The sequence below is a fragment of the Methylomonas sp. 11b genome, from assembly GCF_000515215.1.
Classification (GTDB): Bacteria; Pseudomonadota; Gammaproteobacteria; order Methylococcales; family Methylomonadaceae; genus Methylomonas.
The window spans coordinates 3,056,023-3,081,837 of the sequence record NZ_KI911557.1 but is presented as its reverse complement, the minus strand read 5'-3'; the positions used below and the strand labels follow the sequence as shown (position 1 = coordinate 3,081,837).

The 25,815-nt window shown below is 51.3% G+C and carries 22 protein-coding genes and 1 pseudogene; 15 read left to right on the top strand and 8 right to left on the bottom strand.

The window, feature by feature from the left end:
• The first annotated feature begins 7 nt into the window (after nucleotides 1-7).
• From atpG to METH11B_RS26850, 6 genes are all read left to right on the top strand, one after another.
• Nucleotides 8-871: a F0F1 ATP synthase subunit gamma gene (atpG, locus tag METH11B_RS0114830; protein ID WP_020484121.1), complete on the top strand. Its 864-nt coding sequence runs from the start codon at nucleotides 8-10 to the stop codon at nucleotides 869-871.
• Between the two features lie 44 nt (nucleotides 872-915).
• A complete protein-coding gene (atpD, locus tag METH11B_RS0114825; RefSeq protein ID WP_026602689.1) occupies nucleotides 916-2,289 on the top strand; it encodes a F0F1 ATP synthase subunit beta in 1,374 nt (457 codons plus the stop codon).
• 24 nt (nucleotides 2,290-2,313) lie between these two features.
• Entirely contained in the window at nucleotides 2,314-2,736 is a 423-nt protein-coding gene (locus METH11B_RS0114820; RefSeq protein WP_026602688.1) for a F0F1 ATP synthase subunit epsilon, read from the top strand.
• A gap of 72 nt (nucleotides 2,737-2,808) precedes the next feature.
• On the top strand, nucleotides 2,809-4,230 hold the full coding sequence (glmU, locus tag METH11B_RS0114815) for a bifunctional UDP-N-acetylglucosamine diphosphorylase/glucosamine-1-phosphate N-acetyltransferase GlmU (RefSeq protein WP_026602687.1): 1,422 nt from the start codon (nucleotides 2,809-2,811) through the stop codon (nucleotides 4,228-4,230).
• Nucleotide 4,231: 1 nt separating this feature from the next.
• Nucleotides 4,232-6,061, top strand: coding sequence for a glutamine--fructose-6-phosphate transaminase (isomerizing) (gene glmS, locus METH11B_RS0114810; RefSeq protein ID WP_026602686.1), 1,830 nt, complete (start codon nucleotides 4,232-4,234; stop codon nucleotides 6,059-6,061).
• Between the two features lie 54 nt (nucleotides 6,062-6,115).
• Nucleotides 6,116-6,394: a hypothetical protein gene (locus METH11B_RS26850; RefSeq protein ID WP_036276024.1), complete on the top strand. Its 279-nt coding sequence runs from the start codon at nucleotides 6,116-6,118 to the stop codon at nucleotides 6,392-6,394.
• Between the two features lie 365 nt (nucleotides 6,395-6,759).
• Here METH11B_RS26850 and METH11B_RS0114800 read toward each other — a convergent pair whose 3' ends face one another.
• The gene (locus METH11B_RS0114800) at nucleotides 6,760-7,815 is read right to left on the bottom strand and encodes a hypothetical protein (RefSeq protein ID WP_026602684.1); all 1,056 of its coding nucleotides are present in this window, start codon (nucleotides 7,813-7,815) and stop codon (nucleotides 6,760-6,762) included.
• A 240-nt stretch (nucleotides 7,816-8,055) separates the two neighbouring features.
• Here METH11B_RS0114800 and METH11B_RS0114795 point away from each other — a divergent pair.
• Both METH11B_RS0114795 and METH11B_RS0114790 read left to right on the top strand, forming a co-directional pair.
• Nucleotides 8,056-8,600 (top strand): annotated as a pseudogene (locus METH11B_RS0114795) (REP-associated tyrosine transposase).
• Between the two features lie 598 nt (nucleotides 8,601-9,198).
• On the top strand, nucleotides 9,199-9,669 hold the full coding sequence (locus METH11B_RS0114790) for a hypothetical protein (protein WP_026602682.1): 471 nt from the start codon (nucleotides 9,199-9,201) through the stop codon (nucleotides 9,667-9,669).
• Nucleotides 9,670-10,414: 745 nt separating this feature from the next.
• Here the strand turns inward: METH11B_RS0114790 and METH11B_RS0114775 are convergent.
• The 3 genes from METH11B_RS0114775 to METH11B_RS0114765 form a co-directional block, all read right to left on the bottom strand.
• Nucleotides 10,415-15,049 (bottom strand): EAL domain-containing protein, encoded by a 4,635-nt coding sequence (locus METH11B_RS0114775; protein ID WP_026602680.1) that lies wholly within the window; start codon nucleotides 15,047-15,049, stop codon nucleotides 10,415-10,417.
• A 69-nt stretch (nucleotides 15,050-15,118) separates the two neighbouring features.
• Complete coding sequence (locus tag METH11B_RS0114770; RefSeq protein WP_026602679.1) at nucleotides 15,119-15,808, bottom strand: tetratricopeptide repeat protein; 690 nt, start codon at nucleotides 15,806-15,808, stop codon at nucleotides 15,119-15,121.
• A gap of 231 nt (nucleotides 15,809-16,039) precedes the next feature.
• Nucleotides 16,040-16,513, bottom strand: a complete 474-nt coding sequence (locus METH11B_RS0114765; protein ID WP_026602678.1) for a CYTH domain-containing protein — start codon at nucleotides 16,511-16,513, stop codon at nucleotides 16,040-16,042.
• A 124-nt stretch (nucleotides 16,514-16,637) separates the two neighbouring features.
• Here METH11B_RS0114765 and sodB point away from each other — a divergent pair, with 124 nt between their 5' ends.
• Nucleotides 16,638-17,219 carry a superoxide dismutase [Fe] gene (gene sodB / locus METH11B_RS0114760; RefSeq protein WP_020484147.1) on the top strand — a complete coding sequence of 194 codons (582 nt, stop codon included), beginning with the start codon at nucleotides 16,638-16,640 and terminating at the stop codon, nucleotides 17,217-17,219.
• Nucleotides 17,220-17,442: 223 nt separating this feature from the next.
• On the opposite strand, the gene METH11B_RS0114755 is transcribed toward sodB, so the two are convergent.
• Nucleotides 17,443-18,093, bottom strand: coding sequence for a glutathione S-transferase family protein (locus METH11B_RS0114755; protein WP_026602677.1), 651 nt, complete (start codon nucleotides 18,091-18,093; stop codon nucleotides 17,443-17,445).
• Between the two features lie 115 nt (nucleotides 18,094-18,208).
• On the opposite strand from METH11B_RS0114755, the gene METH11B_RS0114750 reads away from it, so the two are divergent.
• Nucleotides 18,209-18,781: a TetR/AcrR family transcriptional regulator gene (locus METH11B_RS0114750; protein WP_026602676.1), complete on the top strand. Its 573-nt coding sequence runs from the start codon at nucleotides 18,209-18,211 to the stop codon at nucleotides 18,779-18,781.
• 105 nt (nucleotides 18,782-18,886) lie between these two features.
• The gene (locus tag METH11B_RS0114745) at nucleotides 18,887-20,368 is read left to right on the top strand and encodes a polysaccharide biosynthesis C-terminal domain-containing protein (RefSeq protein WP_026602675.1); all 1,482 of its coding nucleotides are present in this window, start codon (nucleotides 18,887-18,889) and stop codon (nucleotides 20,366-20,368) included.
• On the opposite strand, the gene METH11B_RS0114740 is transcribed toward METH11B_RS0114745, so the two are convergent.
• Nucleotides 20,365-20,595 carry a DUF1289 domain-containing protein gene (locus METH11B_RS0114740; protein WP_026602674.1) on the bottom strand — a complete coding sequence of 77 codons (231 nt, stop codon included), beginning with the start codon at nucleotides 20,593-20,595 and terminating at the stop codon, nucleotides 20,365-20,367. The genes METH11B_RS0114745 and METH11B_RS0114740 overlap by 4 nt on opposite strands.
• Entirely contained in the window at nucleotides 20,592-21,536 is a 945-nt protein-coding gene (ribF, locus tag METH11B_RS0114735) for a bifunctional riboflavin kinase/FAD synthetase (RefSeq protein ID WP_026602673.1), read from the bottom strand. The genes METH11B_RS0114740 and ribF overlap by 4 nt, the downstream gene beginning before the upstream one ends.
• Before the next feature lie 156 nt (nucleotides 21,537-21,692).
• On the opposite strand from ribF, the gene METH11B_RS0114725 reads away from it, so the two are divergent.
• Together METH11B_RS0114725 and METH11B_RS27885 are read left to right on the top strand one after the other, a co-directional pair.
• On the top strand, nucleotides 21,693-22,283 hold the full coding sequence (locus METH11B_RS0114725) for a TIGR00730 family Rossman fold protein (protein ID WP_026602672.1): 591 nt from the start codon (nucleotides 21,693-21,695) through the stop codon (nucleotides 22,281-22,283).
• A 107-nt stretch (nucleotides 22,284-22,390) separates the two neighbouring features.
• Nucleotides 22,391-23,275, top strand: a complete 885-nt coding sequence (locus tag METH11B_RS27885; RefSeq protein WP_197026965.1) for a PilZ domain-containing protein — start codon at nucleotides 22,391-22,393, stop codon at nucleotides 23,273-23,275.
• Nucleotides 23,276-23,353: 78 nt separating this feature from the next.
• Here METH11B_RS27885 and METH11B_RS0114715 read toward each other — a convergent pair whose 3' ends face one another.
• Nucleotides 23,354-23,710: a hypothetical protein gene (locus METH11B_RS0114715; protein ID WP_026602670.1), complete on the bottom strand. Its 357-nt coding sequence runs from the start codon at nucleotides 23,708-23,710 to the stop codon at nucleotides 23,354-23,356.
• A 409-nt stretch (nucleotides 23,711-24,119) separates the two neighbouring features.
• On the opposite strand from METH11B_RS0114715, the gene METH11B_RS0114710 reads away from it, so the two are divergent.
• Together METH11B_RS0114710 and METH11B_RS0114705 are read left to right on the top strand one after the other, a co-directional pair.
• Nucleotides 24,120-25,112 carry an SPL family radical SAM protein gene (locus METH11B_RS0114710; RefSeq protein ID WP_026602669.1) on the top strand — a complete coding sequence of 331 codons (993 nt, stop codon included), beginning with the start codon at nucleotides 24,120-24,122 and terminating at the stop codon, nucleotides 25,110-25,112.
• A complete protein-coding gene (locus METH11B_RS0114705) occupies nucleotides 25,100-25,813 on the top strand; it encodes an SDR family oxidoreductase (protein ID WP_026602668.1) in 714 nt (237 codons plus the stop codon). The genes METH11B_RS0114710 and METH11B_RS0114705 overlap by 13 nt, the downstream gene beginning before the upstream one ends.
• The last annotated feature ends 2 nt before the right edge of the window (nucleotides 25,814-25,815 follow it).

The window sequence follows — 25,815 nt, the reverse complement described above, 5'->3', positions numbered from 1 at the left end:
TCCGCACATGGCTGTTGGCAAAGAGATACGTACCAAGATCGCGAGTATTAAAAATACTCAGAAGATTACTCGGGCCATGGAAATGGTGGCCGCGAGCAAGATGCGTAAAACCAAAGACAGAATGCAGGCCACCCGGCCTTACGCGAAGAAGATAGGCCAGATCATCAAACATCTGGCTTATGCCAATCCCGAATACAAGCATCCTTTTTTGATCGAACGCGAAGTCAAGCGCATCGGCATCATCGTAGTGAGTTCAGATAGAGGTTTGTGTGGTGGTCTGAATGCCAATTTGTTCCGGAAAGTTTTGGGCGAAATGCAACAATGGCAAAGCCAGCAAATCGCAGTAGACGTCTGTACTATCGGCAGCAAGGCTGCGGGCTTTTTCAGCATGATCAAAGCCAATTTGATCGGACAAGTCTCCAAATTGGGCGACACACCGCATCAGAACGACATCATCGGCACGATCAAGATCATGTTGGATGCGTTTACTGCCGGCGAGATTGATGAATTGTTTTTGATCAGTAACGATTTCGTAAACACTATGACGCAAAAACCGGTCGTGCAAAAATTGTTGCCGGTTGCTGTGGGCGATTTAGGCGAAGAGTCCAAAGGTCGCTGGGATTACTTATACGAACCTGATGCTAAAGAAGTATTGGATAGTTTATTGATCCGATATGTGGAATCCGCGGTTTTCCAAGGTTTAGTGGAAAACAACGCCTGCGAGCAGGCTGCCCGAATGGTGGCAATGAAAAGCGCATCCGATAACGCTGGGAATATCATTAAAGAATTGCAACTGGTTTATAACAAAGCCAGACAAGCGGCAATTACGCAAGAGATTTCCGAGATCGTGGCCGGCGCTGCTGCTGTTTAGAGCATCACGACAAGTTTAGATAGATTTTAAAAGAGGACGACATAATGAGTTTGGGTAAAATCGTTCAGATCATCGGTGCGGTCGTAGACGTGGAGTTTCCACGCGATAACCTGCCGAGAGTATATGATGCGTTGAATGTTAAGGGCGGTCTGGTATTGGAAGTTCAGCAGCAATTGGGCGACGGCGTAGTCCGGACCATTGCGATGGGTTCCACCGATGGCTTGAGCCGAGGCGTTGAAGTCAGCAATACCGGCGAAGCGATCAAGGTGCCGGTCGGTCAGGCGACACTGGGACGCATCATGAATGTCCTCGGCGAAGCTATCGACGAAAAAGGTCCTATTGGTGAGAAAGAGAAGTGGACTATTCACCGCGATGCACCTTCTTACGATGAGCAAGCGCCAGCTAACGAACTGTTGGAAACCGGTATCAAGGTTATCGACTTGGTCTGCCCTTTCGCGAAAGGCGGTAAGGTCGGTCTATTCGGCGGTGCTGGCGTAGGTAAGACCGTTAACATGATGGAGCTGATCCGTAACATCGCGATCGAGCACAGCGGTTTCTCGGTATTTGCCGGTGTAGGCGAGCGGACTCGTGAAGGTAACGACTTCTATCACGAGATGACCGACTCCAACGTTATCGACAAAGTATCGCTGGTTTACGGCCAAATGAACGAGCCACCAGGCAACCGTTTGCGTGTCGCGCTGACCGGTTTGACCATGGCTGAGTTTTTCCGTGACGAAGGTCGTGACGTACTGTTCTTCGTTGACAACATTTATCGTTATACCTTGGCGGGTACCGAAGTATCGGCGCTGCTGGGACGTATGCCTTCCGCGGTAGGTTATCAGCCTACACTGGCTGAAGAGATGGGTGTGTTGCAGGAACGGATTACCTCGACTAAAACCGGTTCTATTACCTCTATCCAAGCGGTATACGTACCTGCGGACGACTTGACCGACCCGTCGCCTGCTACTACCTTCGCCCACTTGGATGCGACCGTAGTATTGTCTCGGCAGATCGCCGAGCTGGGTATCTATCCGGCTATCGATCCGCTGGATTCCAGCAGCCGTCAGCTTGATCCTTTGGTGATCGGCCAAGAGCATTATGACGTTGCTCGCGCGGTACAGGGCATTTTGCAACGCTATAAAGAACTGCGCGATATTATCGCCATCTTGGGTATGGACGAATTGTCTGAAGACGACAAGCTGACTGTATCCAGAGCGCGTAAAATCCAACGTTTCTTGTCGCAACCGTTCTTCGTTGCCGAAGTCTTTACCGGTTCTCCTGGTAAATACGTCTCTTTGAAAGATACCATTGCTGGATTCAAAGGCATTATCAGCGGTGAATACGACAGTCTTCCCGAGCAAGCTTTCTACATGGTCGGCACAATCGACGAAGCCATTGAAAAAGCCAAAGGCATGTAAATCAGCTCATAGGAGAGTTTTAACATGGCAATGACAATTCATGTGGATATCGTCAGCGCGGAGCAGGAAATCTTTTCCGGCTTGGCTGAAATGGTCTTCGCACCGGCTGAAATGGGCGATGTCGGTATTGCGCCGCGCCACGCGCCGTTGATCACCAAGCTAAAACCCGGTGAAGTACGGGTTAAGTTGAGCGACAAGGAATCGCAGGCGTTTTATGTCTCGGGCGGTTTTCTGGAAGTTCAGCCGCATTTGGTGACCGTTTTGGCGGATACTGCGATTAGAGCAAAAGATATCGACGAAGCCGCAGCCTTGCAAGCCAAAGCCCGAGCGGAAGAAATGCTGAGCGATAAATCGGGTAAATACGATTACGCGATTGCACAAGCCGAATTGGCGCAAGCTGTAAACCAGTTGAGAACTTTGGAAAGACTAAGAAAACGTGGTGCGTAAACCATTCATTACGTAAAAATATAAGCCCGATGACGATTCGTTATCGGGCTTTTTTTGTTTTAAGGAATAGCAATGTCGATTAAAACCATCATCTTGGCAGCCGGCCAAGGCACTAGAATGCGTTCGTCGCGGCCCAAAGTACTGCATGAAATCGCCAATAAGGCGCTGCTGCAACATGTCTATGAAACCAGCCTCTCGCTCGAGAATAATCAGATTTTCATCATCTACGGTCACGGCGGCGAGACGGTCAAACAAACCTTAAGCAGTTTGAGCGCCACCTGGATCGAGCAAAAGCAGCAGCTAGGCACCGGACACGCGGTACAGCAAGCGATCCACCATGTGGACGATCCGGATACTGTTTTGATTCTGTACGGTGATGTTCCGCTATTAAAAGCCAAAACCATCCAAACCTTATTACACAAGGTCAGCTTGACGTCTTTGGCTTTGCTAACAGTCAATCTAGACGATCCAACCGGTTACGGGCGCATCGTTCGCGACAAAGATCACGCCGTCGTCAAAATAGTTGAGCAAAAAGACGCCAACGAAGTGGAATTGCAAATCACTGAAGGCAATACCGGCATCTTGGCCTGCAAAGGTAGCCAGTTAAAGCAATGGTTGTCCCGGCTGAGCAATAACAACGCCCAAAATGAATACTATTTGACCGACATTATCGAAATGGCCGTGGAAGATGGCTTGAGTGTAGAAACTACACAAGCCGGCAGCCAGGATGAAGTGCTGGGTGTAAACAATCGCAGCCAATTGGCGCATCTGGAACGCGTGTATCAACTGGAACAAGCGCAAGCGCTAATGGAAAAAGGCGTCACGCTACGCGATCCGGCCCGGGTAGATGTGCGAGGCAGTTTTGCGGAGATTGGTCAGGATATCGATGTGGACGTCAACGTAATCTTCGAGGGCACAAATCGTATTGGCTCCAACGTTAAAATCGGTCCCAATTGCCTGATTAAAAACGCCAGCATCGCCAATGATGTCGAGATATTCGCCAACAGCGTGATCGAGGACGCCACAGTCGGCGTCGGTAGCCGAATCGGCCCATTCGCCCGTCTACGTCCGCAAACCGAACTGGCCGATCATGTACATATCGGCAATTTCGTGGAAATCAAGAAATCCACCGTCGCCACCGGCAGCAAAATTAACCATTTAAGCTATATTGGCGATAGCGAAGTGGGTAGTAAAGTCAATATCGGCGCCGGCACGATCACCTGCAATTACGACGGCGTGAATAAATTTAAAACCATCATCGAAGATGGCGCGTTTATCGGATCGGATACCCAATTGGTGGCGCCGGTGACGGTGGGTAAAAATGCTACGATTGGTGCCGGTTCGACCATTACTCGCGATACGCCGGAAAATCAGTTAACCCTTAGCCGGACCAAACAGCTTAGCGTGCCGACCTGGCAGCGTCCGGTTAAACAGGCGGAGATTGTTCCCGACAATTCTCCGCACTCCTTACCTCCTTGTAAGTCGGAGAAATAGTATGTGTGGGATAGTCGCGGGAGTTGCACAGCGTAATGTCGTGCCGATTTTGCTGGAAGGCCTGAAGCGCCTGGAATATCGCGGCTACGACTCAGCCGGTTTGGCCGTGGTCAGTCAGGGCGAAATATTCCGAAAACGTGAGTTAGGCAAAGTTAAAGGGCTGGAAGCCTTAATCGCCGCCGATCCTATCGAAGGGACTATCGGTATCGCGCATACGCGCTGGGCCACCCACGGCAAACCCAGCACCCGCAACGCTCACCCCCATGTTAGTCGCGATAAAGTGGCGGTAGTGCACAACGGTATTATCGAAAATCACGATCATTTGCGTACGGCCTTGCAACAGAACGGTTTCGAATTCACTTCAGAAACTGATACCGAAGTCATCGTGCATAAAATTGCCGAAGATCTGCAAACCACCGACAGCCTGTTAAGCGCGGTAAAAGCCACGGTCGCCACTTTACGGGGTGCGTATGCGCTGGGCGTGGTATTCATCGACTGCCCGGATACCTTGATCGCCTGTCGCAAAGGCAGCCCCTTGGTGATTGGCGTCGGCATCGGCGAATATTTCATTGCATCCGATATAGCCGCCCTCTTACCGGTTACCCAGCGCTTCATTTTCCTGGAAGACGGCGACATTGCCGAACTGAAAATCGACAGTCTGGTGATTTATGATGAAAACGATCACCGCGTTGAACGCCCTATCGTCGAAAGCCAATTAAAAGCCGATTCGGTCGACAAAGGCAAATACCGCCACTACATGCTCAAGGAAATTTACGAGCAAGCCTGGGCGGTGTCGGAAACGCTGGAAGGCCGTTTCATCGACAACCGGTTGCAGGACAATGCGTTTGGCCATAACGCCGCCGAAGTATTCGACCAAATCAAATCGGTACAGATTCTGGCTTGCGGCACTAGCTATCATTCCGGCTTGGTGGCTCGTTACTGGTTCGAAAAACTGGCTCGCGTGCCATGCTCCATAGAAGTGGCTAGCGAATTCAGGTATCGCAATCCCGTTATATCTCCCGATACCCTGGTCGTCACCATTTCCCAATCTGGGGAAACTGCGGACACACTGGCTGCGCTATTGGAAGCCAAACGCCTGGGCGTCAAACATTCGCTGGTGATATGCAACGCACCGGAAAGTTCGTTGGTGCGCGAATCCGATCTGGTCATGATGACCCGTGCCGGCCCGGAAATTGGTGTGGCCTCCACTAAAGCCTTTACCACCCAATTGGTGGCTTTGTTGATGTTGATCATCGCCGTCGGCCGCCGCTTTGCATTGACCAAGGAAACGGAAGACCAAATCGTCTCCGAATTGTTCAGCCTGCCCGGCAATATCGAAAAAGTACTGAAACTGGATAACGCCATCGAATTACTGTCGCAGCGCTTTGCCGACAAGCACAACGCGCTGTTCCTCGGTCGCGGTACGCATTACCCAATCGCGATGGAAGGGGCATTGAAGCTGAAGGAGATTTCCTATATCCACGCCGAAGCCTATCCGGCCGGCGAGTTGAAACACGGCCCGCTGGCGTTAATCGACGCGGAAATGCCGGTCGTGACCGTGGCGCCCAACAACAACCTGCTGGAAAAACTGAAATCCAACATCCAGGAAGTCAGCGCCCGTGGCGGCCAGTTGATCGTATTCATGGATGAAGAACTGGCGGAAAACAGCGACGAAAACGTGCAAATCGTCAAAATGCCCAGCGTCGCCAACATCATCTCGCCCATCGTCTACACGATACCGTTGCAGCTGCTGTCCTACCACGTCGCCGTGCTGAAAGGCACCGACGTCGACCAGCCGCGCAATTTAGCCAAGTCGGTGACGGTGGAATAGCGGACAATTGGAAGGAACGGGTTCTTCTAGAATAACTATTACAGCGAGGTCGTTATGTTGAGCATTAAATCAAAAGAAAGTAGATTGGCAGTATGTCTTTGCACACTATTAGTACTGTTCACTCCAGTGGCAACCCAGGCAGACACAGTAATGTTGTTGGCTGCGGCAGAAACCGGGTCGGTAGCGGCCAGACAGGCTGCTGATCAGAAGGCCGCGTTGGCAAAAAAGGCGGTGGAGAGAGAGGCAAAAAAGGCAGCTGAGGCACAAATGCCAGCTGAGGCGGTAGTGCCTGCCGAGAACAAGGCGCCTGCCGAGGTACAAAAGGAAAAATAATCGGTGTGTAGAAACCAATGGAGTCAGACTCCATTGGTTTTGACTTGTCGCCTAACTCAACGCTCCAGGGAACTGCGCTAAACATAGCGTTATTTCGAAGCCGATTTTAGTTTCAAGTCTGTGCTGAATGGCGGTTTATCGCACGGTTGCCAGCCGATGTATTGTCGCCGGATAAGATTTAATTTGGGGTGACCGGTAAAAGACCATTTCACTGTCATTCAAAATGAAGGTGCGATTAGTTTGCGTAATCGCACATTTCGAAGTCAACATTCCTCCGATTACGCTATCGCTAATCGGAACTACGCGGGCTGGCACGCCGTCACTTGTGCGGTTCAGCGAGTGGTTAGGTTTTGTGTACAAGTGAATTAATTACCCCAATAATGTGTGAATAGGATATTTGAGACAATTCCAGTAGCGATGCTAACGCCAACTGATCCAAGAAATGACAGCCACCGGACCCGATACCGGCTCTCCAATTCAATTTTGTTCTGTTCCGCCTTCTTGGTAAGTAATAGATGGCTTGGCCTGACAGTGTCAGCTGATGTCTCTGTCCATACCGCGAGAGCAACTGCTGAAATCAGCGAGAAGACAATAAAGATCATCACTGAGAAAAAGTACTTTCCCCAAAATCCCTCAGCATTCATCTCGAGAATTCTATTTAACTTAAGGTCGAGTGCGTTAGTAGACTGAATCAGTCCACTTACAGCCTTCAACTGTTCCGTGGCAAGGTGATTGGCAGTGACTAGGCATGCTGCAATGCTGGCCACGAAGAAGGTAACAGCAAGAAGCGCGGCAAGTTTCCCGCTGTTCCTGCGGACAAACTTTCGTGCTGGGGCTTCAGGCAATAAAAGGTGCTTTGCATGACCGCTAAGGAGGCTCTCGATATCCGCTCCCCATGTGCGGGCAGTATGACGAATACGAAACGCAATTAGCCCCCCTCTGGAAAGTCCCCGCATTGAGACAAACTCGATCTCAACATCATCTCCGGTTAAGAATGCGCCAGAGCCGTTTGTGAGGAATGAGAGATCAATGTCCTGCTTTTCAGGATGCGATCTATCTTGAAACTTGACTATGAAGGCCCATGATAAGTGAGCTTGTGTTGGAAACACAGGGCGAACTTCCGAGTAGCTAAGGAATTCGTCGAGGCTATTGAGCAGAACCGAACTGTCGTCATTGAACACTAGCCTTACAGTGAACTGAAGTAGCTGACCCTCATTCTGCTGTTGTACACGTTGGACAAGGAGATGGTAAGAGTTGACAATGTCTTCTCGGCGTATCTCGAATGAGCCACGTTCCGATGTGGCGATTGTTTGAGGCTTGCCGAGTAGGCTTCCAATGAAGCTAGCGAAGTTTTCGGGTTCGCAGGGCAGAGCGATGACGTATTTGGAGTTGGAATTGTCAGCTTGCAGAGGTTGGTTCATTGCGTGGGCGTGGTTGGATGGCTAGTGGAGAAAACTAACTAGTTATTAGATAGCGTCTGTATATGTACCAAAAAAAATTATACCACTGCAATAAGGCCGTAAGGCGGAACGCATCGCGGTTCCGCCGAAAGATACTTTTCTGGTTGGAATGTTGTTTGATTTTATTCGGCTTTTGTTGACACGATTTGGGGTTTTCTGTTTGATTGACGACTGATTTGGCGGAACTACGAAGGGGGCGACATGCCGGATTATCGGCGGTATCGGGTGCCGGGCGGGACGTATTTTTTTACGGTGAATTTGCTGGAGCGTCGGCTGGACACGTTGGTTCGGCATTCGACGTGCTGCGCGATTCGGTGCGAGTTACCAAACGGGAACGACCCTTTCACATAGACGCCTGGGTGGTGTTGCCGGACCATATGCACTGCGTGTGGACGTTGCCGCCGGACGACGTCGATTTTTCCAACCGCTGGAAAGCCATCAAAATCCGCTTCGTGCAAAAACTGCCCGCCACCGAGCGGCGTTCCAAGGTGCGAGCCGCCAAAGGCGAACGAGGCGTCTGGCAGCGACGCTTCTGGGAACACGCCATTCGCGATGATCGGGATTACGCTAATCACATCGATTATTACCATTGGAATCCGATGAAACATGGTTTGGTGCGGCGAGTCGCCGATTGGCCTTACTCGTCATTTCATCGCTACGTCGGACAGAGTTTACTGCCGGAGGATTGGGCTGGAGCCGAGTTTGATGGTTACGACGAATTTGGAGAACGCGATAATGTACGCTGATAAGATGCTGTTAATGCTTACTAAATCTGACTCCTCGTTCCCATGCGCAGGGCATCATCACTACGAGCCTATTGCGTAGGCTAGGTTAAATAGGACCATAGGATGCGCTGAACAGCATGAAGTGCATCTCTCGCGATTGGTGCGGTTCTTAAGCTCAACCCCCTTTTTTCGGCTAGGCATTTGTCGGTGACATAATTGTATTCGCCTGGCGGATTTGGCCGCTTTAAGGACCATAGGATGCGCTGAACAGCGTGAAGCGCATCGTTCGCGAATGGTGCGATTCGTAAACTCACCGCACGCTACGCCTGCTTTTGGCTAGGCATTTGCCATTGGTACTATTGTCTTCCTCCGGCAGTTTTCGCCGCTTTAAACCTTTCCTCTCAGGCCACAGCAAGTATGGCCTGAATCAAGACAAACCATCAAATGTGACTCTCAACCCCGGATTCCGTTCCACTCAATCCCGATCACGAGCTTCGCCGAATAAAAACGCCAATATCTAACATATACAATCACTCCTTTTTAGAAAAATAGCCTACGCTTTTTCTCTACGGACCGGCGCTGTCGGTTCGCGTATTCGGCAACTAGAAAGGAGATTGAGATGAGTCAGAATTTGTTATCGTTAACGTTCAGCGATGCGGCATTGGCGGAGATCGACGCGGCTTTAAATACCTTGGAAACCCACTTCGTCGGCTTCGCGTCGCTTTCGCCCGACCAGCGCCGTAATATTCTCAAGATGGGCGATAAAACCGAAGCTTTCTGTCGGCAGACCATGTTGCTGGCCGCACAAAACGCTCAGGCGATTCCGCCCAATCTAAATATGCCCGAGGCGCAAGCGGACATGACCAGCCTCGACCAACTGCGGCCGAGATTGCATAGACTGCGAGATTTGCAGGCGCGCGGCGACGATACCGATATGGCGCTGGGCAGCGATATTTACAGCTTCTGCCTGGACGCCTACGCTTCTTTAAAAATCGCCGGCAAGGGCGCGGCGCTGGAGACGCTGCGCCAAGCCATGGCGGTACGCTTCAATCGCGGTGCCAAGAGCAAAGTCGAACCGGCCGCCGGCTAAGCTTTTCGGTGGAATTGACAGCCGGCCGCGCGGGGGGGGGGGGGGGCGGCCGTAATGCTAGGCCGCTTAGTTTCAACGCTACTGATGCCAGGCTTTTTGCCCCTGCCGAATACCTTTTATCCTTAAGCGCCAAGCGTTGTGAAATACCGTCAAGCCAAAAAGCCATGCGAGCAAGGCGAATAGCTTTAATCGCAAGCCGCGATAAGTTTGCTCGCAAAGTAAAAAGCTATTCGGGCAAACCAAATCGGTGCAAACCCAAACCTGAACAAGCTTGCGTGCAGGCCGACAAGCCGATCATGCAAGGCAATTTGCTTCAATCGCAAGCCACCATAACTTTGCTCGCCAGGTAAAAACTCAAGCCGCTAAGCCAAATTGGTTTAAATCCCAACCTATAAGACCTCGCGCGCAGGGCAAAAGGCTGTTCGCGCGCGGCAAATCGCTTCACTCTCAAGCTGTCCCGCCTTGCGCGAAAGGCCGGATGGTGCCGCCCAATTTCAAAGAAATAGCGCGTGGTCAAGGTACTACGCAAGGTAGCGCTGAACAGCGTGAAGCGCATCGTTCACGATTGGTGGCGGTTACCCAGCTGGGCAGGCCGATCACGGATGCTATGCCCAAAATTGTCTAACTGATTTGTGGGGGGCTAAGGGGTAGTTTGGTTTTCGCAGGAATTATGCAACAAAGTCCGAACACAGCAAGACCAAGGTCAGATCGCCGCAAACGAAGGCTGCATGTGATCAAAATAGGCTTAGGCCGCTGATTCTAGGCGCTCCAGTAACTGTACTATTTGCAGATTGGCTTCGCGTAATTGGCTGAAATCTGCGCTATCGCCGCTCTTGCCTTCCAGCCGATGCCGCTGGAGATTTTCCGCCAGCATTTGTTGTCGGGATTGCGCCCGCTCCAGTTGCTCCAGTAAACGCACATCGATGCCGCGTTCGTGTTTGAGCTGTTCCAGCCACCGACCCAGATGCGATTTTTTTGAGTTCAGGATAGGCCAGCGCGGACTGCTTCCGGCTGGGGGATGCAGACATTGTTCCAGACGGCGTAACCAATACTGCTGCTGAAGTTTCAGTAATTCCAATTGGTTTTGCCAATTAGTCAGCGAAAGCCTGGCGCAATCAGTCCAGGCTGGATGGTTGCGATAATTGTTGACCCAACCCAACACCGCGTCGGCCGGCATCGCTTCGGCGATGGCGCAACCTTGGGCGATGCTGCACCCCAAATCGATCAGAAAAATGCCGTGTTCTATATCTTCCACGCCTTCCGCAACCGCTTCGCGTTTGAAGGCCTTGGCCAAAGCAATCACGCTTTCGACAATGGCCATATCATCCGGGTCGTCTATCATGTTGCGTACAAAACTTTGATCGATCTTTACCGTGTTGATGGTCAAATGCCGCAAATGCGCCAGCGACGAATAACCGGTGCCGAAATCGTCCAGCGCACTGGGTACTCCCAGGTCGTGATAGCATTGTTTCAGGGTCTCGCCCACCGAGATCAAATCCTCCAGTACGCTGCTTTCCAACACTTCCAATTCCAATTGGCTGGAAGGAATTTGCGGGTATTCCGTCAGCAAGGTTTCCAGGGTTTTGATGAAATCCGGCCATTGCAGATGGCGTGGCGATATGTTCACGCTAACTTGCAGATTCAAGCCTAGATCGTGCCAGATCTGCAATTGCTTGAATGCTTGTCTTAGTACCCAATTGCTCAGGTCGATTTCCAAGGTGGTGTTTTCGACTATCGGCAGAAATTCGGCCGGCGGCAACACACCGCGTTCCGGATGGTGCCAGCGGATCAGGGCTTCCGCTCCCACGACTTCACCGGTTTTGATATTGACCCTGGGTTGGTAGTACATGCAAAACTGATTATCCATCAGCGCCTGACCGACCTCGGCCAAGGCTTGCTCCAGACGGCTGGGGCGATGATTGATGCTAGTCGATTGTCCAGACAAATGATCGTAAATTCGATAGCGATTGCGACCGTCCAGTTTGGCTTGATACATCGCTTGGTCAGCATGACGCAACAGAATATCCGGATCTTCCAGGTCGAGGGGATAGATGGTCACTCCGCTACTTGCGGCAATCCGCACATGGCGGTTTTCCAACTCGAAAGGTTCGGCCATGGCCTGATGAATGCGGGTTAAGGCATCTTCGCATTGCTGCACCGATTGCAGATTTTCGAATAATAATGCAAATTCGTCGCCACCCAGCCGGCAAACCGTGTCGCCTTCGCGCAGCTTTAACTTGATGCGTTTGGCTACTTCCACCAATAATTGATCGCCGGTCTCGTGGCCGAAGTTATCGTTGACTTGCTTGAAGCCGTCCAAATCCAGATAGCACACCGCCAGCAACGATTCGGCCCTTTTGCTGTGGGCTATAGCCTGGGCAAAGCGGTCGGCAAACAGGGCGCGATTGGGGAGTTGGGTGAGCGGGTCGAAATGCGCCAACACTTCTAGCGCCTGCTGCTGCTGTTTGCTTTCGGTGATGTCCGAGAACAAACCCAGATAATTGATGATATTACCGGCATCGTCGCGCAAGGCCGAAACCGTTAACAATTCGGCATACAAATCGCCGTTTTTTCGGCGATTCCAGACTTCGCCTTGCCAATGCCCGGTCTGGTTTATGATTTCCCACATGGCTTCATAAAATTCCGGCGCTTGCCGGCCGGATCTCAGAAAGCTTGGATTTTGCCCAAGTGCTTCCTCACGACTGTAGCCGGTGATGTCGGTGAAAGCGGCGTTGACATCGATAATCGACGCATTGATGTCGGTGATGATGATACCTTCGTGAGCGTCCGAAAATACCCGCGCCGATAGCCGCAGTTTCTCCTCGGCCGCTTTGCGTTTGCTGACATCATGGACAATCCCGCGCATCCGCACCGGTTTGCCGCTGCCGTCTCGCTCGACCTGACCAACGGAGCGCATCCAGCGCTTTTCGCCGCTAGGGGTTTGGATACGATATTCCACATCGTAATTGGCGCCGCATTCAAGATGTTGGCGGGTGGCCTCCAAGATTAAAGCCCTATCTTCCGGGCAAACCACTTCCAGGAAATCGTTCCAGGTATGCAGTGCCTTATGCGGAAAACCCAATTCAGTCGTGACAATTTCCGACCAAAACTGGCGGTTTTTCAATAAATCCGCTTCCCAGATGCCCACGCCGCCATAGATTTGGCTGATACGAAAGCGTTCTTCGCTTTCTTTTAGCGCCAGTTCGGTCTGTTTGCGCGCGGTAATGTCCTGGACCAATACCACAAAACGGTCGGGACCGGCTTTATAGCTATCGATGGCATACCAGCGGCCCAGATCGGTCACGCAGTTTTCAAAATGTTGGGGCTCGCCACTGGTGTCCAGACCGTCAAAGCTAGCGATCCAGGCTCCCTCGGTATTCGGCAACACCTGCTTAACGGTTTTGCCTATCCAGTTGTCGCGGGCAATGCCGGTCATTTTTTCAAAGGCCGGGTTGATATCCAGATAGCGATAATCGACGATTTTACCGCTGTCGTCGCGTATCACCTGATGCAATGCAAAGCCCAGCGACATATTGGTGTAAAGGCGGGCGAGGTCGGCCTCGCTACGTTTGCGGGCCTTGATTTCCTTCCGTAGCCTGAACACCCAATAGACGAAAAACAACAGGGCCAGCAGGACCACGGCGGCGGATCGTAACAACGCGTCAATGCGAATGCCTTGCTCGACCTTTAGTCCCATCCAGCGGTTAATAATGGCATCGTGTTCTGCTTGACTGATACTGGTCAGGGCCTTTTCCAGCAGCGACAGCAATTGTGGATGGGATTTTAGGACTGCCATCCGGGTTTCGTTGACATACCCAGGTTGGCCGGCAATATGCAGATTTAATAAACCTTGTTGCTTGATCACATAACTGGCCGAAGCCGCATCGCCGATATACGCATCCACCTTGCCTTCGGCCAGCAGATTCAGCGCTTCTTGTACCGAGGGGGCGGTCAGCAGTTGTATCCCTGGGTAGTCTCTGCTCAGCAATTCCTGAACAAAATACCCCTGTTCGATGGCTACACGTCCCCCCGTTAGCAATTGCAGGGAATTAATATAACCACTGTTTTTGTCGCCGATGATCACCGTCGGCGTACTGATATAGGGTTGGGTAAAATTCAGATATTGCTCTCGCTCGGGGGTTTTGGTTGCCCCGGCGATCATGTCCAATTCGCCGCGCTTGGCCATGTCCAACACTTCCTGCCAGGATTTGTCCATGATCAGAACAAACTTAACCCCCAGTTTCTGCTCGATTAGCTTTAGATGTTCGGCAATCATGCCTTGATGCTCGCCAGCCGCATCCAGCCATTCATACGGCGGAAAATTTCTATCTATACCCACTCGAATTTCAGCATGCTCGGCCAGCCATTGCCGTTCCGCGTCGTTCAATTGCAAATCGGCGGATTTACTGCCGCCGTAGACAAACTCATTGAGCTGGCCGTCGCTTAAAGGACGCGCTAATTTCAGGTTGGCATAAATGTCGGCTACCCGGCGTAAGCGGGCAGCTTCTATCTGGCCCAGCGGGATGTAGTCCGGCATGATCAGCTTACGGGTTTCTTCGGCTTCGTAGCGCAGTTGCTCCGGACTGAGTTTGCTTGGGTATTTGTGTTGGATCAGCTCGATCAGCAAATCGGGGTGAGACAGCACATATTCCCAGCCTTTCAGGCTGGCCCGGCGGAAGCGCTCGGCACGGCCGGGATGTTGCTGTAGCTCTTTGCGGCTGGTGAAAAGCAAGTCGCCGTAAAAGTCGATACCGTAATTTTGCGGATTGATAATGTTGAATTTGATGCCGGCGGCGCGAAAGCTAAATGGCCGGTCGGTGATATAGCCGGACATCACATCGACTTTATCCGCGATAAAGTCGGCGTTGTTAAAGGTCTCGGCAACTTTTTGATAGCGGCTTTCGTTTAGATTGGCTTCGGCGAGTAAGGCGCGAACCTGAGCATTGTTCTCGCCAACCACATCGTACATGATGCGCTTGCCGGCCATTTCGTAGGGGCTGACGATGCCGGAAGCTTGTTTGCTGAACAGCACCAGCGCATCGTGCTGAAAAATGGCGGCTAGGGCCGCGATGGGCTTGCCGTTGGCATACTGGGCGATGATGCCGGAATCGCCGATGCCGTATTCGGCTCCCCCGGATGCGACTTGTTCTACGTAGTCCTGGTCAGGATTGCGCTCGCGTATCTCTACCTGCAAGCCTTCCTCGGCATAATAGCCTTGCTCGATAGCAGCGTAATAACCGGCAAATTGGAACTGGTGAAACCACTTTAATTGCAGCGCTACTGTTTCCAGCGGTCGATTTGCTGTGGGTGTGTCTGCGGCGCTGGACGTACAAAACAGTAAAAAAAATACCGCGGATAGTCCGGAAATGGTTTTTTTCATAAATGCCAGTCGTGGCCCGTTTTGAAAGTAGGGTTATTCTACAGCCAAAGGCAAACGGGCCAGGCGGATTTAGTCGGCTGTCGCGGAAGTGAACAACGATTGAAATTTATTTTTGCCGGCGTTGGATTTACGTTGCTGGGTATGTGCCAGTGCAAGTTTGGCTTCGTTTTGCAACTGGCTATCGGCAAATACTTGCTGCTTGCGCAGCGGGGCCTGGACGGCCTTGTACAAATATTCCTCGGCTTCCGCGTTGCGATCCTGTTGTAGTAGATAATCGGCGTAGAAGTAATTGGCGTCGATACCGTTGGGGTTGATTTTCAAGCTGGCTTTCAACATTTGCTCGGCAAGCTGATTATCCCCAAAAGATACCGGCCAGCCAGGCACCATGTAATACAGCGTGCCCAGCGTGACATAGGCCGCGCCATCCAGCGCATTGGGATTTTGGGCAATGGCTTCTTCCAAAAGGGTCTTGGCGGTTTGCAGGCTGGACAAGGCGCTCAGCGAAGATTGAAACGCCGCATTGGTGGCGATAATCGTTGCTTGCCAGATTTTCGGCTCGGCCGCATTCGGATAGCGTTTGGTCAATTCGGCGGCTTTCTCCAGCAATTGCGGATAAGTTTGTCTTTGCCGGGTTTCGTCGCTTTGATAATAAACGCTGGCCCAGTCGCTTTCCAAACGGGCGATAGCGGTCGCCAGCTCCGATGCATGCAGCGGACCGGCAAAAAGTATCAATAAAACAACAATAGTAGCTTTGCTCATACATTTAATATAGAGCATTGCATTTTGGATTTCAATACGTCCTTTAAATTATTGTTTTAACAAAGTATTGCCTGTAGCAAAAATTCGCTAAGCGCCAGGCTTTAGTAAGGCAGCTTAGGTCTGTGTTTGTAGCGCTGTAGCGACTCTGCGAATATCTTGTCCCAGTTTTGCAACAAGCGCCGCAAACCTCTGAAAACGGCAACTTTTATCGCCTGTCTGGATTGTTGCCAGTTATTTGCCCCAATCCTTGAACGGATGCTTGCAGAGATTATTGTTGTAGTAACGTAAATCGTCGGTAACTTCCATTCCGACCCAGTCCGGTTTAACAAAGGCCTCGCCTACTGTCGACAATTCGATTTCCGCGACAATCAAACCTTGGTTATCGCCCATGAACTCGTCAATTTCCCAAACGTGCCGATCCCGATAAACAAAATGACGGGTTTTTTCCACCAACGGCTTGTGGCATAGTTCGTCGAGAATACTGTTGGCATCAGGCAAAGGGATTTCATACTCAAATTCTTGACGATGGGTGCCGATAGTGGCGCTCTTGATATTCAGCCAAGCCTGGCTATCGGAAATCCGCACCCTTACTGAGCTAAGCGGACTGCTACTCAAATAGCCCTGTTTGTAGTGTACGGAATGATCGATTTCGCCGCGCCAGTCGCCGTTCGCCAGTAAAAACTTATGTTCAACCTCAAGTGCCATCGTTGTTTTCCTTAGATTAGGTAGTGTTAAGCAATAATTCTTTATTATAATGCTGGGTAATTAGGTTTGGGCTGTAAGCCCGCACCTAATCACTGCTGCTGTTCAATCAATCTGGAGAATAAAGATGGCTTTTGAATTACCTGCATTACCGTACGCAAAAGACGCATTGGCGCCGCATATTTCCGCAGAAACAATCGAATTTCACTACGGCAAACATCACCAAACTTATGTCACCAATCTGAACAATCTGGTTCCCGGCACCGAGTTTGAAGGCTTGTCTCTGGAAGAGATCGTGAAAAAATCCTCTGGCGGTGTATTTAACAACGCAGCGCAAATCTGGAACCACACCTTTTATTGGAACAGCCTGTCTCCCAACGGCGGCGGCGAACCTACCGGCGGTTTGGCGAATGCCATTGAGAGAACTTTCGGTTCTTTCGAGAAATTCAAAGAAGAATTTACCAAATGCGCGGTCACCACTTTTGGCTCAGGCTGGGCGTGGTTGGTGAAAAATGATAAAGGCGGTCTGGAACTGGTTAGCACCAGCAACGCCGGTTGCCCGTTAACTGCCGGCCAAACGCCGTTGTTGACTTGCGATGTTTGGGAACACGCTTATTACATCGATTTCCGCAATCTGCGTCCTAAATATCTGGAAGCTTTCTGGGCATTGGTTAACTGGGAATTCGCCAGCGCCAACTACGAAGCCTAAGCACTAAAAAGGCGCGGGCCGGCGTCCTCACAGGCTCGTCCGCGCCATTCTTACTGTCGTGCTAGTTCAGCCGGCTTCATTGCTCAACGTCTATTCAGTCTTGGCTGGATCATTTCTTTACCCAAGCCTATAGTCGTCGACAGACTTGCTGGCCGGCGGCTGGGCTCGGATGATTAGGCAGCGCTAAACCTAAGGTGAAACGCGGCATAGGGCCTATAGGCCCCTATTTGCTACTAAAAAACGCCTCCAACGCCTTTGCCCGGCCTGCACCGACTATTTGTGCGTGCGGTCGGCTTTCGATCAGCTGTATATAAGCCTCAATGCCCGGAATATGCGTAGTCACCAAATTCTCGCCGTAAATTTTTTGCGTGGCAAAGCCCACCAATTGCAGATGCGGCCAAGCCACGATGTCTGCCGTACTAAAACTGTCGCCCAACGCATAGGGAGATAATTTCAGCAGCTTGGCTAAACCGGTTAAACCGGTATCGAGTTTGGCTCTGACTTCGTCCTTGGTTTCTTGCGACGCGGTGCTGCCGAACAGGGCTTCTCCATAAAGACGGCGGGCGATCAGTTCGACGTTCAGTTCAAGATGCTGGATAAACTCCCGACATTTGCCTCGTTCGTAAGCATCGGCCGGATACAGGGGATGCTCCGGAAATGCGTCTTCCAAATATTCCAGAATCGCTTGCGATTCGGATAGATAACCCTCGCTGGTTTTGATGAAGGGGACTTTTCCCAGCGGTGAACGTTGCAATAACTCCTCGTTCTGGCTGGGTGCGGTAAATTCTTCAATGAACGCTATATCCTTTTCCATCAACGCAAATTTAACTTTGTTGTAATAGTTGCTAATTGCCACGCCATACAAAGTAATCATCGAATAATCTCCAGTAGTTGAATTAAAGACTGCGCCATAACAGACCGGTCAGTCTATTGAAATAATACATACCGGTCTGTATAGTTGCAACATGTTTTTTCCCCGGTACTCAATTATGGCCCGCAATCTCCAAGATCACATTTTGCAAACCGCCTCTGCGCTGTTTTACAGCCAAGGCATTAAGGCCACCGGCGTCGATGCGATAGTAAAAGCCGCCGGCACCACCAAGATGAGCCTGTATAAGTACTTTCCATCAAAGGACGATCTGGTCTTGGCGCATCTAAGCAAAAGCCGAGAGGCCATGCTCAATCGCATCCTGGCCGGCGTAGAATTGCGCGCCAGCGAACCCAAGCAAAAGTTGCTGGCGGTGTTTGCGGTATTCGAAGAATTATTAGCCAGCCCGGAGTTTCGTGGCTGCCCTTTCATCAATGCCTCCGCCGAATTTGCCGAAGCGTCCAACCCGGTGCAACTGGCTGCTGCTGAATTTTCCGACACCTTCCGGAAAATATTGGCGGATTTGGCCCGGCAAGTGGGTGCATGGAACCCGGAACAACTTTCTCAACAACTAGCAATGCTGATCTCCGGAGCCATCGTCAGCGAACAAGTGCGCAGACAATCCGGGGCGATGCATATCGCTTCGGCGGCGGCGGAAATCCTGATCGAACAGAGTTTAAGCTACGCCGGTTAGATTCAGCCGAGCCGGAGACAACAACCCTCTGCCCGCAACTGACTTACAATATCGCCACCCTAGACCTCACCGAGAGGTTCCATCATTCTTTGGACTTGACCGCTTTTGAGCTCACTACGCCAACTCGTTTCTCAAACCGCCATTTACGGTCTCAGCAGTATCGTCGGCCGTTTTTTGAATTATCTGCTGGTGCCGCTGTATACCTACACCTTCAGTGCCGGCGAATACGGCGTGGTTTCCGAGTTTTACGCCTATGCCGGATTTTTTGCGGTGCTCTTAGTACTGGGTTTGGAGACCGGCTATTTTCGGTTTCGACAACGACAAGAGTTTAGTAGCGACGAAGTCTATCGCAATGCCCTAGGCTTTCTGTTGATTACCAGTCTCGGCTTTATCGCGGCAATCTACTATTGGCAACAGCCGCTGGCCGACTGGCTACAGTATCCGCAACATCCGGAGTATTTGCTCTGGTTCGGCTGGCTTTTGGCGCTGGATGCCTTGTCGGCGCTGCCGTTTGCCCGGTTGCGCGCCGAGAACCGGGCCTGGCGTTTCGCCGGCATCAAAATGACCGAGATTTTCATCGCGATCGCCTTGAATCTGTTGTTTTTGCTGGTCTGGCCCAAGTTGCAAAGCCTCTGGCCGGATAGCGAACTGGCTGCTTATTACGACCCTGAACTGGGCGTAGGTTACATCTTTTTAGCCAATCTGGCCGCCAGTGTTTGCAAGTTGCTGCTGTTACTGCCGCAATTTCGCGCGGTGCGCTTCCAGCTCGACCCGCGCGTGCTCGGACCGATGCTGCGTTATTCTCTGCCCATGGTCATTATCGGCTTTGCCGGCATGGTCAACGAGATGCTGGATAGGGCCATTCTGAAAGTCTTGTTGCCTTACGATTTGCCCACCAATCTGAAGATGCTGGGGATTTACGGTGCTTGCTACAAGCTGTCGATTTTGATGAGCTTGTTCGTACAGGCCTTTCGGTATGCCGGCGAACCGTTTTTCTTTTCCTATGCCGGCCGCGCCGACGCCAAGCGAGCCTATGCGTTGGTGATGCAGTATTTCGTGATTGCCGGGGTGTTTATATTTTTAGTGGTGATGCTGTTCATCGATCTGTTCAAATATTTTATCGGCGAAGAATACCGGGTGGGCCTGGAGGTAGTGCCGATTTTACTGATGGCCAATCTGCTGCTGGGGATTTATGTGAATCTGTCGGTCTGGTACAAGCTCAGTGACCGCACCGGCCTGGGTGCCTGGGTGTCGCTGGCTGGGGCAGGCCTGACGATTGTTTTGAATATCTGCTGGATACCGGTTTGGGGCTATGTCGGCTCGGCGTGGGCGACGCTGGCTTGCTATCTGTTTATGGTGGTTTTATCTTGGGCTTTGGGCCGGCGCTATTATCCGGTGAGCTATCCGCTCTTTAAGATCGCCGGTTATTTCGGGTTGGGTTTGGCGCTATATTTTGCCAATCGCTATCTGTTGGATACTTATCACTGGAATGTCTGGCTGGCCGGTGCCGCAGGCTTGTTGCTGTATTTGAGCATTGCGGCTTGGTTGGATGTGCGACCGCTATTGCGCAGCCGCCGCCCGCATTAAATGCCCGGCAACTGTTCGGAGTAGATAGGCCCGAGTCGGCGCGTTTTTAAAATATCGATGCGGCGCTCCGCAACGCGCTGCAAAAACAAATGACGTGTTTGCGCGTCTGCGGTAGACCAAAGGCGGATTTCATCCAGGGAACGAAAGCAGCCCAGGCAAATATCATCGTCGTTCAGGCAACAGTTTCTGACGCATGGCGATGCCGGAAGATTTTCGGAGTTAATCATTGCCTTTCCACCGTTTGACTAAAAAATTGCTGGGCCTGTTCGACATCCCGACTGATTTGCAGTTTCAACTCGCTCAGCGAGGCAAAACGGATTTCATCGCGCAGCTTCTTTTTAAAATGTACTTCAACATAAAGCCCGTAAATATCTTGGTTGAAGTTAAATAAATGCGTTTCCAAAACTACTTTGGCGCCGCCGTCGAAAGTGGGCCGAGTGCCGACATTGGCCACCCCCTGATATTCGTTACCGTCAACCCCGGTCATCGTCACCGCAAACACGCCGACGATAGGCGTGTTTTTCCGAAACATCCGCACATTAGCAGTCGGAAAGCCCAGTTCCCGGCCGCGCTTGTCGCCGTGCGCGACCCGGCCACAGACCGAATAATCCCGGCCCAGCATCAGTTTGGCTTGCTCCAGTTGGCCTTCGCCTAGGGCATCGCGTATCAAGGTACTACTGACTCTTAGCCCGGCCAATTCAAAAGAATGACTGTCTTCCACCGCAAAGCCGTATTCCTGGCCGCGATGCTGCAACAGCGCAAAATTGCCGCGCCGCGCCTTGCCGAAGTGAAAATCGTCGCCAACCACCAAATGCTTGACGCGCAAGCGCTCGACCAAAATGTCGCGAATGAAATGCTCGGCATCGCAATCGGCGAGGTTGCGGTTAAAGGGTAAAACCAGTAATTCGTCGACAGGTAATTTAGCAAATTGAATCGTTTTCTCGCGCAACCGGGTCAATCTGGACGGCGCATGATCGCCAAGAAAATACTCTAAAGGCTGAGGTTCGAAGACCATGGCTACGGTCGGTAAGTTCAGACGCCGGCCGTGCTCGGCCAGCTTTTCGATCACCAGCCGATGCCCAAGATGCAGGCCGTCGAAATTGCCTATGGTCAACACGCAGCCGTCGCGTAACGGCTCAAGATGATTCAAACCCCGAATTAAGCGCATGATGCCTGTCTGACTAAAAAGCCTAATTCTATCAGTAACAGCCGGTGAGCGGCCATGTCGGCAGTGACCAACACATTTGGCGGCAGTAAAATTCGTCTTGCCGCCTCATGGTTTTCCACCGAATATAAGCCACCCTGATTTTTCGGCATACCCGACATGACAACGATAAACAGTATTTGTATCTATTGCGGTTCCAGCCCTGGACGGATTGAGTCATACGGCACGGCCGCGCAAGCCTTGGCCGCCGCGCTGGTCAGCCGTAATATCCGCTTGGTATACGGCGGGGCCGGGATCGGCATTATGGGTATGGTCGCGGACCAGGTCTTAAAGCTCGGCGGCCAAGCGATTGGCGTTATTCCCAAAGCCTTGGCACACAAGGAGGTCGCCCATCCCAATCTGACTGAATTGCACGTCACCGAATCCATGCACGAACGAAAGATGCTGATGGCCGAACTAGCGGACGGCTTTATCGCGCTGCCCGGCGGAATAGGTACGTTGGAGGAATTATTCGAAATTTGGACCTGGGCGCAGTTGGGTTTTCATCAAAAACCCTGCGGCGTATTAAATGTGGCGGGCTATTACGATGCCTTGATTAGCTTTCTGGATCATGTTGCCGCCGAACAATTCGTCAAACCGCATCATCGGGCCATGTTAATGGTGGAGGCCGATCCAAATTTGTTACTGGATCGCTATGTCAATTATCAGCCGCCTGCTGTAAAACATTGGGTGAATAAACACGAAACCTGAACAAACGCGCCAGTCTGCGTCCGGGTTATTTTTATGCGGATTGAGAGTTTGCAGTCTTGGACTATCATCGACAGTATGTAATACGCGATTTTTAAGGTTTGATGGATATGGCTAAGGTAAACGGCAAAAAATTGAATCGCAGAGTGGCTTTTCGCATTTATGAGCAAGCCAATCTTTTCTACCGCAAGCTTGATTATGATGGGCAACTGCAAGCGCCGGAAAACTTCGATGATTTGCTACACAATAATCCGCCGGACATCGACCAAGCGTTACCCGATTCGCAAAGCAGGGAAAACGACACGCTAAACGTCAATATCAGTGCCAGCGGCATCGCCTTTACCTCGCAAGAGCCGCTGCAAGCCGGCGATTATCTGATGCTGCGGATATTGCTGTTATCCAGCATGACCGCAATCATGACCTGCTGTAAGGTGGTGTATTGCAAGCCCAGCAACCCCTTCGAAAACGACCGTTATCCGTATTTAATCGGCGCCCAATTCGTCAATCTGACGCCGGAAGATACGGCGCTGTTAAGCAAACATATCGACAGAACCAAAAAACAACAGTGGGCCGTTAACGGCGTACTGCTAAGCCTGGTCTTATTTGTCCTGGCGATGCCGGATGCCGCATTCGGGCTGTTAATGGGCTTGGTTCATCATATTTTCGAAGTGGTTTTACACGTCATACATTTGATCTTTGAGTATGCCGAATACAATCTGGACCATGTCATCGAGCATGCATTCCATACCGATACCCACACTACCCAAGTCATCGTGTTTTATATTCTGTGTACGGTCGGCCTGATCGGTCTTTTCTTTCTTTGGCGGATTGTTCCGCATAACTGTCGGCGGGCGGGCAATAGTCTGATAGCCTTCTGGTGCCGCAAAAAAGCCAGTTGTCTTTACTTTTGGGGCCAGCAAGCGCTGGTGGATAAGGTCAAGATTGTCGGAATCGGCGTTATAGCCGTTACTGGCTATGCCTATTTTGGGATGTGACTGTGTTGCTTATTAGGGGTTGCGTTTCTCCCCTGAATTTAGGCTGGACCGACGTAACAGCCCAGCCCTGTTCAAGCTTTAAAGTGCTTTATACAGTTCGATAGTCTTGGTCAATTCTTCGGTTGCTTTGGCTACGTTACCGCTTTTAGACAGGATCTGTCCTTGCATCAAAGATGCGTGGGCTTTTTTCGCGGCTTCGGAGTTGCCGGCAATTGCTTCGGAGCTGGTTCTGGCGGCTTTCAGATGAATCTGCGCGGCGGAGAAATCACTTTTGCTGATTTCAACCAGCGCTTTTTCGATGTGAGCGATAATGCCGGCGCTACCGGATTGCGCTGCGGCAGCTGGTGCTTCTTCAGCAGCAAATGCGCAAACGTTGGTCAGACTTAAAGAAGCTGCCAATGACAAGGTTAATACTGCTTTTGTAAATAATTTCATTAAGTAGATTTTGTGTGATGGTTAATAGGTCCAATGCCCTAAAAAACACGTCATCACAGAATAGATTTTTTGTACCGGCAACTTATTAGGTCTAAGTTCGTCTTGAAATAGCACCGGCACAGCACCTTTTGCCATATAGCCGACAAGAGGCTTGAAGCAAATCCATGCTGATGGGAAGTATCTTTTTTCCTACTGGGTCCAATTGAAAAACTTTATTGTTTCTCAGGGACCATCATAACGGATTTAGCGCGCCTGCAACGGACCATTTGCACAGGGTGGTTGCGACAAGTTGCCGCAGTGCTCCGATTCGCTGTTTTCTAAGGTGCAATTCGCGCCCTATCGCCGTCACCACGCCCTGTCCGGCAATCATTTATAATGCCCAACCGCCTTTTTGCCGCATTCAGTCATCATGATAGACACCCTTTATATAGAATCCGCTATCGAGCAGCATCCGCGCGTAGCGACGATTCGGCGGTGTTTTCCGCAAGCGCGGACGGTGGTCTGCGAGCGATTCGGCGAGGTGTTTAATCCCAAGGCGCAAAACTTTCGTTTACAAAAACAGCATCCGGCGCTGATTCTGGCGGAAAAATACCAAAAGTTCGTGTTGCCGGCGCCGGCCGGTTACGGCATCGGCGGCCAGCGCAATTATTACTTTTCGCACATGCTGAATTGCTTGTACGACTGCCGATATTGCTTTTTACAGGGCATGTATCAGTCGGCCAATTACGTGCTGTTTGTGAATTACGAGGATTTTCAGGAACAGATTCGCCAAACCTGCCGGGAAACGCCGGATCAGGATGTGTATTTTTTCTCGGGCTACGATTGCGACAGTCTGGCTTTTGAGCCGGTCACCGACTTTGCCGAACAATTTTTGCCGGTGTTTGCCGAATTACCCAACGCCTGGCTGGAGTTGCGCACCAAGAGTACGCAGATCAGAAGTCTATTGAATCGCGAGGTCGTGCCGCGCTGTGTGGTGGCTTTCAGCCTCTCTCCGGATGCGGTGGCCGATAAGGTGGAAGCGAAAGCGCCGAATGTGGCCAAGCGTATCGAAGCGGCGGCTAAATTACAGCAACAAGGTTGGCAAATTGGTTTGCGTTTTGATCCGTTAATTTATCAGTACGACTACCGCCAACAATACCGGGCCTTGTTCGAGCAAGTATTCGCGGCAATCGATGCCCAGGCCTTGCACTCGGTCAGCTTGGGTGTGTTTCGATTGCCGGAGCAATATTTCAAAAAAATCCATAAGCTGTACCCGGATGAAAAACTATTCGCCAGCCCGCTGCAAACCGCGTCCGGCATGGTGTCTTACCGTGCCGACCTGGAGCAGGCGATGATGGCCGATTGCACGCAAATGCTGCTGGAATACATCCCGCAAACTGCTTTTTTTCCATGCACGCTCTAAAGCGCACGGTACTGGTGACGGGCGCCAGTTCCGGCATCGGCCGGGCAATTGCCCGGCAATTGCTAGCGCAAGGTCACCAAGTGATTGGCACGTCCCGGGACTGCCGGCGGTTTGCCAAACTTCACCCCAATTTTGTCGGCGTCGAGTTGGATCTGGCTAAATTAGCCGGCGTTCCGCCGTTTGCCAAACAACTGCAAAGTGATTTCCCGGCACTGGATGCGGTGGTCTTCGCCGCCGGTTTCGGCCAATTCGGCGGCCTGGAGCAATTTTCATACGCACAAATCGAAACCTTGATGACCGTAAACTTCACCGCCCAGGCCTGTCTGACGCGGGCGTTGTTGCCGACACTAAAGCAAAAATCACATGCCAACCTGGTGTATATCGGTTCGGAAGCGGCTTTAAAAGGCAACCGCAACGGCAGCATTTATTGCGCCAGCAAATTTGCGTTGCGCGGGTTTAGCCAAGCCTTGCGCGACGAGTGCGGCAAAAGCTCGGTGCGGGTGTCCTTGGTCAATCCGGGCATGGTCGATACCGCGTTTTTTGATACATTGTCGTTCGCACCCGGTAAACAGTCCGGCCAAGCCCTGATGGCTGAGGATGTTGCAGATGCTGTTGCTTATATCCTGCAAGCCGGCTCGCATTGCGTGATAGACGAAATCAATCTAAATCCCTCCAGCAAAGTGATCGAATTTAAGAAATAAGC

Bases quoted from the DNA above. Each gene is read 5' to 3' on its own strand.
- METH11B_RS0114715 (WP_026602670.1), bottom strand. From the start codon at position 23,710: ATGAAATTATTTACAAAAGCAGTATTAACCTTGTCATTGGCAGCTTCT.
- METH11B_RS0114750 (WP_026602676.1), top strand. From the start codon at position 18,209: ATGGCCCGCAATCTCCAAGATCACATTTTGCAAACCGCCTCTGCGCTG.
- METH11B_RS0114740 (WP_026602674.1), bottom strand. From the start codon at position 20,595: ATGATTAACTCCGAAAATCTTCCGGCATCGCCATGCGTCAGAAACTGT.
- METH11B_RS0114820 (WP_026602688.1), top strand. From the start codon at position 2,314: ATGGCAATGACAATTCATGTGGATATCGTCAGCGCGGAGCAGGAAATC.
- METH11B_RS26850 (WP_036276024.1), top strand. From the start codon at position 6,116: ATGTTGAGCATTAAATCAAAAGAAAGTAGATTGGCAGTATGTCTTTGC.
- METH11B_RS0114710 (WP_026602669.1), top strand. From the start codon at position 24,120: ATGATAGACACCCTTTATATAGAATCCGCTATCGAGCAGCATCCGCGC.
- METH11B_RS0114790 (WP_026602682.1), top strand. From the start codon at position 9,199: ATGAGTCAGAATTTGTTATCGTTAACGTTCAGCGATGCGGCATTGGCG.
- glmS (WP_026602686.1), top strand. From the start codon at position 4,232: ATGTGTGGGATAGTCGCGGGAGTTGCACAGCGTAATGTCGTGCCGATT.
- METH11B_RS0114765 (WP_026602678.1), bottom strand. From the start codon at position 16,513: ATGGCACTTGAGGTTGAACATAAGTTTTTACTGGCGAACGGCGACTGG.
- ribF (WP_026602673.1), bottom strand. From the start codon at position 21,536: ATGCGCTTAATTCGGGGTTTGAATCATCTTGAGCCGTTACGCGACGGC.
- METH11B_RS0114770 (WP_026602679.1), bottom strand. From the start codon at position 15,808: ATGAGCAAAGCTACTATTGTTGTTTTATTGATACTTTTTGCCGGTCCG.
- sodB (WP_020484147.1), top strand. From the start codon at position 16,638: ATGGCTTTTGAATTACCTGCATTACCGTACGCAAAAGACGCATTGGCG.
- METH11B_RS27885 (WP_197026965.1), top strand. From the start codon at position 22,391: ATGGCTAAGGTAAACGGCAAAAAATTGAATCGCAGAGTGGCTTTTCGC.
- METH11B_RS0114705 (WP_026602668.1), top strand. From the start codon at position 25,100: ATGCACGCTCTAAAGCGCACGGTACTGGTGACGGGCGCCAGTTCCGGC.
- glmU (WP_026602687.1), top strand. From the start codon at position 2,809: ATGTCGATTAAAACCATCATCTTGGCAGCCGGCCAAGGCACTAGAATG.
- METH11B_RS0114725 (WP_026602672.1), top strand. From the start codon at position 21,693: ATGACAACGATAAACAGTATTTGTATCTATTGCGGTTCCAGCCCTGGA.
- atpD (WP_026602689.1), top strand. From the start codon at position 916: ATGAGTTTGGGTAAAATCGTTCAGATCATCGGTGCGGTCGTAGACGTG.
- atpG (WP_020484121.1), top strand. From the start codon at position 8: ATGGCTGTTGGCAAAGAGATACGTACCAAGATCGCGAGTATTAAAAAT.
- METH11B_RS0114775 (WP_026602680.1), bottom strand. From the start codon at position 15,049: ATGAAAAAAACCATTTCCGGACTATCCGCGGTATTTTTTTTACTGTTT.
- METH11B_RS0114800 (WP_026602684.1), bottom strand. From the start codon at position 7,815: ATGAACCAACCTCTGCAAGCTGACAATTCCAACTCCAAATACGTCATC.
- METH11B_RS0114755 (WP_026602677.1), bottom strand. From the start codon at position 18,093: ATGATTACTTTGTATGGCGTGGCAATTAGCAACTATTACAACAAAGTT.